The following is a 13,621-nucleotide window of genomic DNA, read 5'->3' as shown; positions in this document are numbered from 1 at the left end:
TATCCTTCGACGTCGTTGATCAGATCGGCAGGATCGCCGTACCGAACGCCCGTTTCAGTTCGTGGGCGGCGAAGGTCTGGGCCGCCGCTGCATCCGGCAAGACCGCCGCCATGCCGAAGAACTCGTGCGTCGAGCCGTGGAAGGTCTTGTGACGCACATCGACGCCCGCCTGCTCCAGCTTTTCGGCCAGACGTTCGCCTTCGGTGCGCAGCGGATCGATTTCGGCGCAGATCACCGTCGTCGAGGGCAGGCCCGACAGGTTCGCCTTCTCGACGATATTGATGCGCGGGTCCTGAGCATCGGCCTCGTTGGCGAAGATGTGCTTCACGAACCACTTCATCATCGGCTTGTTCAGCGGCTTGGCGTCGGCGTTCTCGACGTAGGACTCATTGTTCATGTCCACGCCGGCGACCGGGTAGACCAGCACCTGATGTTTGGGCGCCGGCAGGCCGGCGTCGCGCGCCATCATCGACACCCCGATGGCCAGGTTGCCGCCTGCGCTTTCGCCCATGACCGCCACCTTCTGCGGGTCTCCGCGGAAGGTCTGCGCATTCTCCAGCACCCAGCGATAAGCGGCCAGGGCGTCGTCGTGGGCGGCGGGGAAATGGTGTTCCGGAGCCTGGCGATAATGGACCGAGACCACGATCACATCGGCCATCTTGGACACGCCGCGCGGGCCGCCGTCATAGACGTCCAGATCCGCGATCACGAAGCCGCCGCCGTGGAAATAGACGACGACCGGGTGCAGCTTGTCTTCGGAATGGTCGTGCGGCTTGTAGATGCGCGCCTGAATGGGGCCGGCGGCGCCGGGAATGGTGATGTCGCTGGTCTTGACGCCCATGTCGTCGCTGGGGTCCTTGCCGTCTTTGCGCAGCAGCGATTTCACTGCGTCGGTCGGGGTCGGTTGCTGGCGAGCCTCCTCGGGCGACAGGGTCTCGATCGGCTTGCCGCCGAGAGACGCCAGTTCGTCCAGCACCTTCTGCATCGGGCCATCGGCCTTGGCGGGCGTGTCGCGCGGCTTGTCGTTGTCGCCGAACAGCTTGTCTATAATGGACATTTTAGCATTCCTGGGTCTGGTTTCGGGGTCCGCAACGACAACCCGCCGCGCGCATCCTTGTTCCCGGCCCGCTTGACTTGGCGCTTGAGTCGATGCCTTAGGTCGCAGGCTCTCGCGGGAGAGATCGGGCGCTGGAAACAGGGTTCGACGCCGAAGGCGCAACCGCCCCGGAAACGCTCAGGCAAACGGACCGCGAAGCATACGGACGCTGGAAAGTCGCCCATTCGGGCGCGCCGACGGAGCAAGGCGACATGATTTGGTCGCCGGAATCTCTCAGGCTTCAGGACAGCGGGGGCGCGAGGACGGCGGAGCTCCGCCACAACACGCGACCGTGAAAGCCTGAACCATGACCGACCAGACCGTGAAGACCACGCCTTTGAACGCCGCGCACCGCGCGCTGGGCGCCCGCATGGTGGGGTTCGGCGGCTATGACATGCCGGTCCAGTACGAAGGCGTTCTGGCCGAGCACCGTTGGACGCGGGAACACGCCGGCCTGTTCGACGTCTCCCACATGGGCCAGTGCAAGATCACCGGCGAGGATGCGACCTCCCAGTTCGAGCGTTTCGTGCCCGGCGATTACGCGATCCTGAAGGCCGGCAAACAGAAGTATTCGCTGCTGCTGAACAAAGACGGCGGCATCATCGACGACCTGATGGCCGGACGGCCGGATCACGACGGCCTCTTCGTCGTCGTCAACGCCGGCAACAAGGACGAGGACTTCGCCTTCTGGGAAGCCAACCTTGAAGGCGACGCCAAGCTGACGGTGCTGGACCGCGCGCTGATCGCCATCCAGGGGCCGGAAGCCGCCGAGGTCATGGCCGCGCACGAGCCGATCCTGGCCGAAATGGGCTTCATGGAATGCGCCCGTCTGATGCTGTTCGGCGCCGACTGCTATGTGTCTCGCTCGGGCTACACCGGCGAAGACGGCTATGAGATTTCGGTCCCGGCGGACCAGGCCGAGCGCATCTGGAACACGATCTTGGAAGACGCCCGCGTCAAGCCGATCGGCCTGGGCGCCCGCGACAGCTTGCGGCTGGAAGCGGGCCTGCCGCTGCACGGCCACGACATCGACCCGACCACTTCGCCGGTCGAAGGCGCCCTGACCTTCGCCCTGTCCAAGTCGCGCAAAGAACGCGCCGATTTCGCCGGCGCAGACCGGATCCTCAAGGAATTGTCCGAGGGCCCCGCCCGCGTTCGCGTCGGTCTGGTCGTCCAGGAAGGCGCCCCGGCCCGTGAAGGCGCCGAAATCGCCGACGCCGACGGTAATGTGATCGGCAAGGTCACCTCGGGCGGCCCCTCCCCCACCTTGGGCAAGAACATCGCCATGGGCTACGTCCCGCCGGCCCATGCCGCCTTGGGCACGGCGCTGAAGGTCATCGTGCGTGGCAAGACCGCCGCCGCCGAAGTCGTCGCCATGCCCTTCGTGGCCCAACGCTATTACCGCAAACCCAAAGCCTGAGAGATCAGACCATGAAGTTCACCAAGGATCACGAGTGGGTCAGCCTTGACGGCGACATCGCCACCGTCGGCATCTCCAAACACGCCGCCGACGCCCTGGGCGACGTGGTGTTCGTCGAAGTGCCTGAAGTCGGCAAGACCGTCTCCAAGGGCGACAGCTTCGCCGTGGTCGAGAGCGTGAAGGCGGCGTCAGACGTCTACGCCCCCGTCTCGGGCGAAGTGGTCGAGGCCAACGACGCCCTGTCGACCGCCCCGGAAACCGTCAACTCGGGCGCCGAGGCCGACGGCTGGTTCGCCAAGATCAAGGTCTCGGACGCCTCGCAACTGGACGCCCTGATGGACCAGTCCGCCTACGACGATTTCCTGAAGACCCTCTAACTTCAAACTCCGTCACCCTCGGGCTCGACCCGAGGGCCGGACGATCAACCACTCGTGCGAAGCCTTTGGCGCACGAGCCGCACAACATCCGGTCCTCGGGTCAAGCCCGAGGATGACGGATGCAAGGAACCGGATATGCGTTACCTCCCCCTGACGCCCGACGACCGCACGGCGATGCTCGCCGCCATCGGCGCGAAATCCATCGATGATCTGTTTGTGGACGTGCCCCAGGCCGCCCGTCTGGACGGCCCCGTCGATCTGCCGCGCGTTGCAGGCGAGCTGGAGGTCGAGCGCGCCCTGTCCGCCATGGCGGCCAAGAACGCCACCGCCGGAGCCGTGCCCTTCTTCTGCGGCGCAGGGGCCTACAAGCACCACGTCCCGGCGACGGTGGATCACGTGATCCAGCGCTCGGAGTTCCTGACCAGCTACACCCCCTACCAGCCTGAAATCGCGCAAGGGACCCTGCAGTACCTGTACGAGTTCCAGACCCAGGTCGCGAACCTGACCGGGATGCCGGTCGCCAACGCCAGCCTGTACGACGGTTCGACCGCCATGGCCGAGGGCGTGCTGATGGCGACCCGCGTGACCCGCCGCAACAAGGCGGTGATCTCGGGCGGCGTGCACCCGCACTACATCAAGGCGACCGAGACCGTGGTTCACGCTGTCGGCGTCGAGACCCTGGCCCTGCCCGCCGCCGTGGACGCCGAGGCCGCCGTGATCGACCAGATCGGTCCCGATACCGCCTGCGTCGTGGTTCAGACCCCCAACGTCTTCGGCACGGCCACCGACGTGACCAAGATCGCCGAGGCCGCGCACGCCGCCGGCGCCCTGCTGATCGTCGTGGTCACCGAGGCCGTGTCGATGGGCCTGCTGAAATCGCCCGGCGAGATGGGCGCCGACATCGTCGCGGCCGAAGGCCAGTCGATCGGCAACGCCCTGAACTTCGGCGGCCCCTACGTCGGCCTGTTCGCCACGCGCGAGAAGCTGATTCGCCAAATGCCCGGCCGCCTGACCGGCGAGACCGTGGACGCCGACGGCGAGCGCGGCTTCGTCCTGACCCTGTCGACGCGCGAGCAGCACATTCGCCGCGACAAGGCGACGTCGAACATCTGCACCAACTCGGGCCTGTGCACCCTGGCCTTCACCATCCACATGAGCCTGCTGGGCGAGACGGGTCTGCGCAAGCTGGCCCTGCTGAACCACGAAAAGGCCGTCGCCACCCGCGACGCCCTGGCCGCCATTCCGGGCGTCGAAATCCTGACCGACCGCTTCTTCAATGAGTTCGCGGTGCGCCTGCCCAAGAACGCGGCAGAGGTCGTGGATACGCTGGCCGCCCATCACGTCCTGGCCGGCGTGCCCTACAGCCGCCTGGCCCCCGACGCCGGCATGGACGATGTCCTGCTGGTCGCTGCGACCGAGACGACGCTGGATGCCGACATCCAGATCCTCGCCAAGTCGCTCTCCAAAGTCCTCGGCGCGTAAGGGATACTGACCATGAGCACCATGAACACCGTCGGCTGCCCGACCGCCCCGAACCAGGTCCAGACCAAGCCAGCCACCCTGACCGGCGGCCGCGGCCTGTTGCAGAACGAAGCCCTGATCTTCGAAGGCGACGGCTGGGGCAAGACCGGCGTCGATCTGCCGGAACCCAAGACGGACGGCTCCGACCTGGGCGACCTGGTCCGCAAGGATCCGATCGGCCTGCCCGGCCTGTCCGAGCCTGAGGCCATGCGCCATTATGTGCGCCTGAGCCAAAAGAACCACGCCATCGACCTGGCCATCTATCCGCTGGGGTCGTGCACGATGAAACACAACCCGCGCCTGAACGAGAAGCTTGCTCGACTTCCGGGCTTCTCGGACATCCACCCTCTGCAGCCGATCTCGACGGTTCAGGGCGCGCTGGAGCTGATGGACACCCTGGCCCACTGGCTGAAGACCCTGACCGGAATGCCCGCCGTCGCCCTGTCGCCCAAGGCCGGCGCGCACGGCGAACTGTGCGGTCTGATGGCGATCCGCGCCGCCCACGAGGCGTCGGGCCAGCATGAGAAGCGCCGCAAGGTCCTGGTGCCCACCAGCGCCCACGGCACCAACCCGGCGACCGCCGCCTTCGTCGGCTATTCGGTGGTCGAAGTCGCCCAGACCGAGGACGGCCGCGTGGACGTCGCCGACCTGGCGTCCAAGCTGGGTGACGACGTCGCCGCCATCATGGTGACCAACCCCAACACCTGCGGCCTGTTCGAGCGCGACATCCTGGAAATCAGCCGTCTGACGCACGAGGCCGGCGCCTATTTCTACTGCGACGGCGCCAACTTCAACGCCATCGTCGGCCGGGTTCGTCCCGGCGACCTGGGCGTCGACGCCATGCACATCAACCTGCACAAGACCTTCTCGACGCCCCATGGCGGCGGCGGTCCGGGCGCGGGTCCGGTCGTCTTATCCGAAGCCCTGGCCCCCTTCGCCCCGGCCCCCTGGGTCGTGCATGATGGAGGCGGCTATCGCCTGATCGAGCGCGAGGAGGAGGAGGCCGAGCAAGCCTTCGGCCGTCTGTGCGCCTTCCAGGGCCAGATGGGCATGTACACCCGCGCCCTGTCCTACATGATGTCGCATGGCGCCGACGGCCTGCGTCAGGTCGCCGAGGACGCCGTCCTGAACGCCAACTACATCAAGGCCCGGCTCGGTGACTTGATGTCAGCCGCCTTCCCCGACGGCCCCTGCATGCACGAGGCCCTGTTCGACGACGAATGGCTGAAGGGCACGGACATCACCACGCTCGACTTCGCCAAGGCGATGATCGACGAGGGCTTCCACCCGATGACCATGTATTTCCCGCTGGTCGTCCACGGCGCCATGCTGATCGAGCCGACGGAAACCGAGTCCAAGGCCGAGTTGGATCGCTTCATCGAAGCGATGCGCGCCCTGGCCGGGGCCGCCAAGGCCGGCGACGTCGATCGCTTCAAGGGCGCCCCCTTCCACGCGCCGCTGAAGCGCCTGGACGAAACCCGCGCCGCCCGTTCGCCGGTTCTGCGCTGGACCGCGCCGGAAGGCTCCAACAAGGCGGCCTGATCCCAAAGTCGCCCCTTCCTGCGGGAAGGGGCTGACGCGGGGCGGATCCATCGCTAGGTCATGGCTATGACCTGGACGACGAACGATATCCCCGATCTTTCCGGCCGACTGGCCATCGTCACCGGCGCGACCGGCGGGCTGGGGCTGGAAACCGCCATTGTGCTGGCCGGCAAGGGTGCGGAGGTCGTGTTGGCGGCCCGCAATCCCGACAAGGGGACCGAGGCCGAACGGCTGATCCGGTCTCATCATCCGAATGCCGCCGTGCGGTTCGATCTGCTGGACCTCGCCAGCCTGGCCTCCGTCCAGGCCTTCGCCGAGCGCCATCTGGCGACGGGACGGCCCGTCGACATCCTGATCGACAATGCGGGGATCATGGCCCTGCCGACGCGCCAGACGACCGTCGATGGGTTCGAGATGCAGTTCGGGACCAACTACCTGTCCCACTTCGCCCTGGTCGGCCGCTTGCTGCCTTTGCTGACGGCTGCGAAAGCCCGCGTGGTTCAGCTGTCCAGCGTCGCCCACCGCAGCGGCCATATCCGCCTGGACGACCTGAACTATCAAAGCCACTACAGCCCGTGGCCGGTCTATCAGCAATCCAAGCTGGCCATGCTGATGTTCGCCCTGGAGCTTCAGCGCCGCAGCGACGCCCACGGCTGGGGCTTAACCAGCGTGGCGGCTCACCCCGGCTTCGCCCGCACCGACCTGATCGCCAACGGCCATGCCGGCAAGCCCGGCCTGTTCGCGCGCGGCGCCCGGCTGCTGGAGGCCGTGCTCAGCCATTCGGCCGCGGACGGCGCCCTGCCCATTCTGATGGCCGCGACCCTGCCGGACCCGACGCCCGGCGGCTATTACGGCCCCACGGGTTTTCAGGAGATGAAGGGGCCGCCCGGCGTTGCGGTGATCAAGCGCCAGGCCAGGGACACCGATGTGGCCAAGCGTCTTTGGACGGAATCAGAGCGTCTGACGGGGGTCGCCTACGGCTGATGTCGCGAGACGTGTCCGTCGCGCCACGGTGCGGAGAGATCGTCTCTTCATGACCAAAGCTTCACCCGCCGGACATCCATCCGCCATGGACGCAGGGCGTTAAGGGGTCTTGTGGCAAGGTCGTCACGGTCGCCTTTTCCTTTCCCGACGAGGGATCGCGCGCCCGTGGCGATCGTTGTCATGACGATCCTCCTCCCCATCCGGCGTATTCGTGACCTCACTCCCCGTTCCCTTCGTCCGCTCTGACAAGCCGCGCGCCTCCACGCTGCGCGTCGTCAAACGCTGGGCGCTGATGGTCGGCGGTCTGTTCGTCGTGCTGCTGGGCATTCTGATCGCCCCCCTGCCCGGCCCGGGCGGCATTCCCGTCATCGCCGTCGGCCTGATGCTGATCCTGAAAAGCTCGTTCTGGGCCAAGCGCCAGTTCATTCGCGCCCAATATGCCCGGCCGAAATGGGTCTATCCCTTCCGTCGCCTGATGCGAAAGAAGCCGGAGTTCGCGCCGGTCTTCTGGCAACAGGCGCTTCGAGCCGAGAAGATCGTCACCAGACGCTCCAGCCGTCGCCTCTCGCGCGGACGCAAGAGCGTGCGGCGTTATTTCCGCAAGCTCTTACGCTAACTAGCGCCTGATTTCGCGGTTGCGTTGCTGCAACCGCTAACCACAGGATCGTGAACACCGCTCTCCCAAGTCAGGCGTATCCTGTCTGCGCGTTATCAGAGAACCACTTAGGCGTTGGGAGGCGCTAAGGTCATGATGTCACGCGTACAAAAAGGTCTGATCGCCGGCGTTGCGGCGACCGTGGCCGTCTCACTGCTCGAAATACCCAATATGTTCCTGAACTGGTTCGATCCCTTCCAGGGGGTCATCGCCAGCATGCTTGGAATGCCCGGCAATATGGCCGTCGGCTGGGTCGTCCATGTCATCAGCGGCGTGTTTATCCTGGGGCCGCTGTTCGCCGTCCTGTGTCCGCGCCTGCCGACGGACACGCCCGAGACCAAGGGCATCGTCTTCGCCGTCGGCGCCTGGATCCTGATGATGGCCGCCATCGTGATGTTCGGGAATTACCGCACCTTCACGGCCGGCGCGGGCTTCGGCACCTTCGCCTGGCTGCTGATCACCCACGCGGTTTTCGGCATCGTGCTGGGCAACGTCTATGCCCGTCTGGTGGCGCGCGACAAGCGGATGGGCGCGACCATCATCGGCGGCGCCCACGCCCACTGATCACGGCTTGATCGCCCAAGAAAAAGGCCCCCGACGGCGACGTCGGGGGCCTTGTTTCATTCAGGATCAGCCCTGATCAGTTCAGGCGATCGCCGATCTGGGCGATGGCGCTGTCGAGCAGCGGATCCTTGGCGCCGCTGGCGAGGCGGGCGGCCAGAACCTGTTCCGCCGACTTGGCGGCCAGATCGGCGGCGGCGGCCTTCACCTCGGCCGAGGCCTGGGCTTCGGCTTGGGCGATGCGGGTTTCGGCCATCTTCTGACGACGGGCCAGGGTTTCTTCCAGCTTGGCCTTGGTCTCGACTTCCAGGCGACGGGCGTCGGCTTCGGCCTGAGCCATCATCTCCGCGGCCTGGGCTTCAGCCTCGGCCTTCTCCTTGCGGATCTGGGCCAGCAGGGCTTCGGCTTCGGCGCGCAGGCGCGCGGCCTCGTCCAGATCGGCCTGGATCTTGACGGCCTTGGCGTCCAGCGCCTTGCCGGCCATCTTGGGCACGCCGGCGGCGATCAGGATGCCGAAGAAGATGATCAGGCCGATGCCAACCCAGATCTCTGCATTGGCGAAGCTCCAGATGCCATGTTCGAAGATCAGGTTCATCAGGCGGCTCCCTTGACGGCGGCCAGCTCGGCGGCGGTCGCGGCCTTGCCGGTCAGACGCTCGACCATGGCGGCGGTCGTGTCGGAGGCGATGGTGGAGACATTGGCCATGGCGGCGTCGCGGGTCTTGCCGATCGAGGCTTCCGCCTCGGCGATGCGGGCGTTGACCACGGCTTCTTCGGCGGCCTGACGGGCGTTCGCTTCTTCGGTCACGCGGGCCTTGGCGGCCTCGGCCGTGGCGCGGGCGTCAGCGCGGGCCTTGGCGACTTCGGCCTGAGCCTGAGCGGCCTGTTCGGCGGCTTCGGCCTGGACCTGACGCGCGGTCGCAACGGCGGTGGAAATGGTGTCGGCCCGTTCGTCCATCACCTTGCGAAGGCGTGGCGCGAAGACCTTGGAGACCAGAACGTACAGGATGACGAACAGGATCAGCAGATAGCCGATCTGGCCCGCCCAGTGCTCGAACTGGAATTGCGGCAGGCCGCCCGAGCCGTGCTCGGCGGGGGTCGCCGTCTCGGCGTGCAGGTCCGCTTCGACCGAAGGCGGGACCGCGTCGATGGTGTGGGTGCTGGCCATGAACCGTCTACTGCAGGATCAGATGAAGCGGCGCGCGGGCGAACCCCGCGCGCCGTGATCGACTGATATCAGCCGAAGATCATCAGGATGCCGAGCACGAAGGCCAGGATGCCCAGGGCTTCGGCCAGAGCGGCGCCGACGAACAGGTTGCCGACTTGGCCGGCGGCGGCCGACGGGTTGCGCAGGGCGCCGGCAAGGAAGTTGCCGAAGATGTTGCCCACGCCCAGGGCCGAACCGATCATGCCCAGGGTGGCGAGACCAGCGCCGATGTACTTCGCGGCTTCAGCGTCCATGATTGTATTCCTAGATTAAAGTCGTTGGTGGTTGGGGTGAAGAGACTGGTCCGGCCCTTTAGTGGGCGTGGTCCAGGTTGACCACATCGTTCAGATAGATGCAGGCCAGAACGGCGAAGACGAAGGCCTGGAGGAAGGCCACCAGGAACTCCAGAGCGGTCAGGGCGACAACCATGCCCAGCGACAGGGCCGCGACCGGGAAGGCCAGCAGACCGATGCCGCCGCCCAGGCCCAAGAGGCCCAGCGACACGACGAAGCCGGCGAAGATCTTCAGCGCGACGTGACCGCCCAGCATGTTGCCGAACAGACGCAGCGCCAGGGTGACCGGACGGAGGAAGAAGGAGATCAGTTCAATCAGGCCGACGGCCCAACGAATCGCGAGCGGTGCGCTGGCCGGCCAGAACAGCTTGAAGAAGCCCAAGCCGTTCTTGGCGAAGCCCACCGCCAGCACAACGCCAAACGTAAGCACGGCGAAGGTGGCGGTGATCGCCAGTTGCGAGGTCGCTGTGAAGGTCAGAAACAGACCCAGCATGTTCATGCTCAGGATCAGCAGGAATACCGTAAGAACGAACGGGAAGTATTTGCGACCTTCATGGCCGATGATGGAATCAGCCAAGTTATCGATCATGCCGAACACGCCTTCACCAGCCGCTTGCAAGCGGCCGGGCACCACTTTGGCGTTCGCTGTCACAGCGGCCAGGAAGCCGACGATCAGCAGGAAGGCGACGGTCATGGCGACGTGCGAGTTCGTCACCGCCAGATGGACAGGACCAAGCACCGGCACATCGACGATGCCGAAGTCCAGACCCCGGATGGGCTGGATCTGAAACTGATGAATCGGATCGGCCATGAAGCCCTATCGTTCCCCGTCTTCGTCGGCCTCGACGTAGGGCTCGGCCGGAGCCGTCGTCCCTTGCGCCTTGGCCTGCGCCATCAGCCGGTTGGCTGTGCGACGCGCCATGTAAATCGACAAGGCGAAGCCCAGAAGGACCCCGCCGATCAAACCCCACGGACGGGTCCCGAGGGCCCAGTCCGCGATCGCTCCGAACGCCAGTCCCACGAAGACGCCGCCGAGAAGTTCGGCGATGATCTTGTAGGCCTGACCCGACACCTGTTGGCCGGTCAGTTCGGCGGATTTCTCCGCCGTGGTCCGCGCCTCCAATGCGGATGCGCTGTCTTGGAGGCGTTTGATCGCCTCTTCGCGCGATTCCGACATGGGGGATAGGACCTGTGCGTTCGGCGTCCAGACGGTGCGTCCGGACGGGTCTGAATTCGGCGCGGAAACTAATCGTGAGCGGCCTACAGGTCAAGGCGTCGTGATCATGCGCTAAGGCATTGTAGAATATCGACTTTCCATTCGCGCCCGCCCGCCGTGACGATGCGCCGCTGCTGCGGGCGACAGAATCCGTCGCATCCGCCCATCGGCTCCGATGGCGGTCAGCGCCGCAAACGACTAGGTTCGCCGCCATGAATGCGCATGCTCCTGTCCCCAACGCTCCGCTTCGCCCGCTTTCGGTGCGGTTGGCCACCCCGCGGGGCTTTTGCGCCGGGGTCGATCGCGCGATCCAGATCGTCGAGCGCGCGATCGAAAAGTTCGGCGCCCCCGTCTATGTGCGCCACGAGATCGTCCACAACAAACATGTGGTCGAGCGGCTGAAGGCCATGGGCGCCGTGTTCGTCAAGGAACTGGACGAATGCCCCGACGACCGGCCGGTCGTCTTCTCGGCCCACGGGGTGCCCAAGTCGGTGCCGGCGACGGCGCGGGCGCGTGAACTGGTCTTTTTAGACGCGACCTGCCCCCTGGTGTCGAAGGTGCACGTCGAGGCCGAGCGTCACCATGCGGCCGGCCGCCACATCATCCTGATCGGCCACGCGGGCCACCCCGAGGTCGTCGGCACCCTGGGCCAGTTGCCGCCCGGCGCCATCACCCTGGTCGAGACCGAGGCCGACGCCGAATCGTTCGAACGCCCCGGCGACGCGCCCTTGGCCTACGCCACCCAGACCACCCTGTCGGTGGACGACACGGCGGGCATCCTGAAGGTGCTGAAGCGCCGCTTCCCCGAATTGCCCGATCCGCACAAGGAAGACATCTGCTACGCCACCACCAATCGTCAGGATGCGGTGAAGGCGTTGGGCGAGGGCTGCGACCTCGTGCTGGTCGTCGGATCCAAGAACTCATCCAATTCGGTGCGCCTGGTCGAAGTCGCGATGCGCGCCGGCGCTCCGGCCGCCTATCTGGTGGACGATGCGTCCCAGGTGGACTGGTCATGGTTCGCCGGCGTGAACACCGTCGGCGTCACCGCCGGCGCCTCGGCGCCCGAGCCGCTGATCGAGGCCCTGGTCGACGCCATCCGGACGCGCTTCGACGCCACCGTGACCGAAGACGACGGCGCCCGCGAAACCGTCACCTTCAAACTGCCGCGCCTGCTGACGGCCTAGACGACCGCCTCCAAAGGCAAGACGACGCGGAAGGTGCTGCCGGCGCCGGGCGCGGTGACGATCTCGATCTTGCCGCCCATCAGGGCCGCCAGACCGTGCGCCGCCGTCAATCCCAGCCCCAGCCCTTCGGCGGTGCGCGTCGCGCTTTCATCGCCCTGGGTGAAGGCCTCAAACAGGCGCGCCGCCTCCCCCGGCTCCATGCCCGGCCCCGTGTCCTCGACCTCCAACGCCAGGCCCGCGCCCGCGCGCGCGACCGCGCGCAGCATCACGCCGCCGGTGCGCGTGAACCGCACCGCATTGTCCGTCAGCGCCGCCATCAGCTTTTCGACGTGGACCGGGTCGCCCAGCCATTCGCCCTCAGCCGCCTCGACCGAAATCTTCAGCCCCTTCGCCTCGGCCGCGCCCCGGAAGTCGTTGGCGACCCGCCGCAACAGGTTGTCGGGCCGGAATGGCCGTGTCTCCAGCGCCACCGCCCCGTCGCGCAGCCGCACGACATCGAGCAACTCCTCGACCAGCCTCAGTTGCTGACGTCCCGACGCCTTCAGGATTTCCAGCCGCTCGCGCTGCTGCGGCGTCACCAGATCGGCCCCGATGATCTCGGCCATGCCCAGAACCCCGTTCAGGGGCGTGCGCAGTTCGTGACTGACGTTGGACAGGAACCGCGTCTTGGCCCGGTTCGCCGCCTCGGCCCGCTCCAGCGCCGCCGACAGGGCGACCTCGGAGGCCTTGAGGCGCCGCACGTCCGCCGTCGTGTTCCACAGCAGCGACCCCGTGCCGATCAGCAGCACGATGAAGAGCAGCAGCAGCAGCGGCCCGGCCTTGGTCAGGATCTGATAGCCGGGCTTTTCCGGCGCCCAGACAACTCGGCCCAACAGGGCGCCGCCGACATCGCCCACATCGACGCCGACCATGCCTTTGGGCGGCTCCGCCTCGCCGGGCTGGAAATGAATCCGATCCAGCGCCAGCCTCGTCTTCAACGGCTCCAGCTCGCCGGCGAACGGCTTGAATGACGCGACCACCGGATCGGACGCCGGCGTCGATCCGCCCGCCGTATGCCTCACCACGGTCGAGGCCCCCAGCACATAGACGTCGTCGCCGACGCGAACGAACGCCGCCTTCAGACGCACCCCGGCATCCGCCGTGACCGATCGGTCGCGCCCGGCGGCCTCAATCCGGAGCGCGTCGATCAGCGGCCGGGCCGCCTGACCGAAAGGCTGGCCGATCTGCGGCTCGGCCGGTCGGCCCAGGGTGCTGATGCGAAACAGCCGCCCGGTCCCGTCATAGCCGAGGGTGAACTGATGCTTGTGCTGGGCGGCGTAGAAGGCGCCGAAGTTGCGGTCGTACCAGGCCACATCGCCCGCCGTCATCCGATCGACGGCCTCGTCCCAGACCGAAGCGGTGGTCAGGTTTTCGCCAATGGTCTCCAGCGCGCGCGTCAGACGCAGCCGCACCAGACCTTCTTCCTTGCTGGCCTGGTGGGCGTCGATGCCGCGACTGACGATGGCCAGAACTCCGGCCATTCCGACGATGGACGACAGCATCAGGATCATTGCGATCCTGAACGTG

At 66.5% G+C, this 13,621-nt stretch carries 15 protein-coding genes and 1 riboswitch; of the genes, 8 read left to right on the top strand and 7 right to left on the bottom strand.

The window, feature by feature from the left end; translation table 11 throughout:
• Positions 1–19: 19 nt before the first annotated feature.
• Positions 20–1,057 carry an alpha/beta hydrolase gene (locus E7T10_RS06465; protein ID WP_137721173.1) on the bottom strand — a complete coding sequence of 346 codons (1,038 nt, stop codon included), beginning with the start codon at positions 1,055–1,057 and terminating at the stop codon, positions 20–22.
• A gap of 105 nt (positions 1,058–1,162) precedes the next feature.
• Positions 1,163–1,260, top strand: a riboswitch (glycine riboswitch).
• Between the two features lie 143 nt (positions 1,261–1,403).
• Between E7T10_RS06465 and gcvT the strand changes: the two genes are divergently transcribed.
• The 7 genes from gcvT to E7T10_RS06430 all read left to right on the top strand — a co-directional run bounded on the left by gcvT (position 1,404) and on the right by E7T10_RS06430 (position 8,159).
• Positions 1,404–2,516, top strand: coding sequence for a glycine cleavage system aminomethyltransferase GcvT (gene gcvT / locus E7T10_RS06460; protein ID WP_137721172.1), 1,113 nt, complete (start codon positions 1,404–1,406; stop codon positions 2,514–2,516).
• 11 nt (positions 2,517–2,527) lie between these two features.
• The gene (gene gcvH, locus E7T10_RS06455; RefSeq protein WP_137721171.1) at positions 2,528–2,893 is read left to right on the top strand and encodes a glycine cleavage system protein GcvH; all 366 of its coding nucleotides are present in this window, start codon (positions 2,528–2,530) and stop codon (positions 2,891–2,893) included.
• Positions 2,894–3,028: 135 nt separating this feature from the next.
• The gene (gcvPA, locus tag E7T10_RS06450) at positions 3,029–4,375 is read left to right on the top strand and encodes an aminomethyl-transferring glycine dehydrogenase subunit GcvPA (protein ID WP_137721170.1); all 1,347 of its coding nucleotides are present in this window, start codon (positions 3,029–3,031) and stop codon (positions 4,373–4,375) included.
• Positions 4,376–4,387: 12 nt separating this feature from the next.
• On the top strand, positions 4,388–5,956 hold the full coding sequence (gene gcvPB / locus E7T10_RS06445) for an aminomethyl-transferring glycine dehydrogenase subunit GcvPB (protein WP_137721169.1): 1,569 nt from the start codon (positions 4,388–4,390) through the stop codon (positions 5,954–5,956).
• A gap of 66 nt (positions 5,957–6,022) precedes the next feature.
• Complete coding sequence (locus tag E7T10_RS06440) at positions 6,023–6,940, top strand: SDR family oxidoreductase (protein ID WP_168189900.1); 918 nt, start codon at positions 6,023–6,025, stop codon at positions 6,938–6,940.
• A 211-nt stretch (positions 6,941–7,151) separates the two neighbouring features.
• On the top strand, positions 7,152–7,556 hold the full coding sequence (locus E7T10_RS06435) for a PGPGW domain-containing protein (protein ID WP_137721167.1): 405 nt from the start codon (positions 7,152–7,154) through the stop codon (positions 7,554–7,556).
• Positions 7,557–7,688: 132 nt separating this feature from the next.
• Positions 7,689–8,159 carry a DUF6789 family protein gene (locus tag E7T10_RS06430; protein WP_039245438.1) on the top strand — a complete coding sequence of 157 codons (471 nt, stop codon included), beginning with the start codon at positions 7,689–7,691 and terminating at the stop codon, positions 8,157–8,159.
• A gap of 76 nt (positions 8,160–8,235) precedes the next feature.
• Here the strand turns inward: E7T10_RS06430 and E7T10_RS06425 are convergent, their stop codons facing one another.
• The 5 genes from E7T10_RS06425 to E7T10_RS06405 all read right to left on the bottom strand — a co-directional run bounded on the left by E7T10_RS06425 (position 8,236) and on the right by E7T10_RS06405 (position 10,832).
• Positions 8,236–8,751, bottom strand: coding sequence for a F0F1 ATP synthase subunit B (locus E7T10_RS06425; protein WP_017505300.1), 516 nt, complete (start codon positions 8,749–8,751; stop codon positions 8,236–8,238).
• Positions 8,751–9,323 carry a hypothetical protein gene (locus tag E7T10_RS06420; protein ID WP_084140311.1) on the bottom strand — a complete coding sequence of 191 codons (573 nt, stop codon included), beginning with the start codon at positions 9,321–9,323 and terminating at the stop codon, positions 8,751–8,753. The genes E7T10_RS06425 and E7T10_RS06420 overlap by 1 nt, the downstream gene beginning before the upstream one ends.
• A gap of 68 nt (positions 9,324–9,391) precedes the next feature.
• Positions 9,392–9,616, bottom strand: coding sequence for a F0F1 ATP synthase subunit C (locus tag E7T10_RS06415; RefSeq protein WP_017505298.1), 225 nt, complete (start codon positions 9,614–9,616; stop codon positions 9,392–9,394).
• A gap of 58 nt (positions 9,617–9,674) precedes the next feature.
• Positions 9,675–10,466, bottom strand: coding sequence for a F0F1 ATP synthase subunit A (locus E7T10_RS06410; protein WP_137721166.1), 792 nt, complete (start codon positions 10,464–10,466; stop codon positions 9,675–9,677).
• A 6-nt stretch (positions 10,467–10,472) separates the two neighbouring features.
• Complete coding sequence (locus E7T10_RS06405; RefSeq protein ID WP_137721165.1) at positions 10,473–10,832, bottom strand: AtpZ/AtpI family protein; 360 nt, start codon at positions 10,830–10,832, stop codon at positions 10,473–10,475.
• 251 nt (positions 10,833–11,083) lie between these two features.
• Between E7T10_RS06405 and ispH the strand changes: the two genes are divergently transcribed.
• Positions 11,084–12,055 carry a 4-hydroxy-3-methylbut-2-enyl diphosphate reductase gene (gene ispH, locus E7T10_RS06400; protein ID WP_137721164.1) on the top strand — a complete coding sequence of 324 codons (972 nt, stop codon included), beginning with the start codon at positions 11,084–11,086 and terminating at the stop codon, positions 12,053–12,055.
• Here ispH and E7T10_RS06395 read toward each other — a convergent pair.
• A complete protein-coding gene (locus E7T10_RS06395; protein WP_168189899.1) occupies positions 12,052–13,605 on the bottom strand; it encodes an ATP-binding protein in 1,554 nt (517 codons plus the stop codon). The genes ispH and E7T10_RS06395 overlap by 4 nt on opposite strands.
• Positions 13,606–13,621: the final 16 nt, after the last annotated feature.

It is taken from the genome of Brevundimonas sp. SGAir0440, from assembly GCF_005484585.1.
Lineage (GTDB): Bacteria > Pseudomonadota > Alphaproteobacteria > Caulobacterales > Caulobacteraceae > Brevundimonas.
This window is presented reverse-complemented; position numbering and strand designations above follow the sequence as displayed.

What these genes read in the sequence shown, in the direction of transcription:
- E7T10_RS06440 (WP_168189900.1), top strand. Translation starts at nt 6,023, where the DNA reads ATGACCTGGACGACGAACGATATCCCCGATCTTTCCGGCCGACTGGCC.
- E7T10_RS06430 (WP_039245438.1), top strand. Translation starts at nt 7,689, where the DNA reads ATGATGTCACGCGTACAAAAAGGTCTGATCGCCGGCGTTGCGGCGACC.
- E7T10_RS06410 (WP_137721166.1), bottom strand. Translation starts at nt 10,466, where the DNA reads ATGGCCGATCCGATTCATCAGTTTCAGATCCAGCCCATCCGGGGTCTG.
- E7T10_RS06465 (WP_137721173.1), bottom strand. Translation starts at nt 1,057, where the DNA reads ATGTCCATTATAGACAAGCTGTTCGGCGACAACGACAAGCCGCGCGAC.
- E7T10_RS06425 (WP_017505300.1), bottom strand. Translation starts at nt 8,751, where the DNA reads ATGAACCTGATCTTCGAACATGGCATCTGGAGCTTCGCCAATGCAGAG.
- E7T10_RS06405 (WP_137721165.1), bottom strand. Translation starts at nt 10,832, where the DNA reads ATGTCGGAATCGCGCGAAGAGGCGATCAAACGCCTCCAAGACAGCGCA.
- gcvPB (WP_137721169.1), top strand. Translation starts at nt 4,388, where the DNA reads ATGAGCACCATGAACACCGTCGGCTGCCCGACCGCCCCGAACCAGGTC.
- ispH (WP_137721164.1), top strand. Translation starts at nt 11,084, where the DNA reads ATGAATGCGCATGCTCCTGTCCCCAACGCTCCGCTTCGCCCGCTTTCG.
- E7T10_RS06420 (WP_084140311.1), bottom strand. Translation starts at nt 9,323, where the DNA reads ATGGCCAGCACCCACACCATCGACGCGGTCCCGCCTTCGGTCGAAGCG.
- gcvH (WP_137721171.1), top strand. Translation starts at nt 2,528, where the DNA reads ATGAAGTTCACCAAGGATCACGAGTGGGTCAGCCTTGACGGCGACATC.
- E7T10_RS06395 (WP_168189899.1), bottom strand. Translation starts at nt 13,605, where the DNA reads ATGATCCTGATGCTGTCGTCCATCGTCGGAATGGCCGGAGTTCTGGCC.
- gcvT (WP_137721172.1), top strand. Translation starts at nt 1,404, where the DNA reads ATGACCGACCAGACCGTGAAGACCACGCCTTTGAACGCCGCGCACCGC.
- gcvPA (WP_137721170.1), top strand. Translation starts at nt 3,029, where the DNA reads ATGCGTTACCTCCCCCTGACGCCCGACGACCGCACGGCGATGCTCGCC.
- E7T10_RS06415 (WP_017505298.1), bottom strand. Translation starts at nt 9,616, where the DNA reads ATGGACGCTGAAGCCGCGAAGTACATCGGCGCTGGTCTCGCCACCCTG.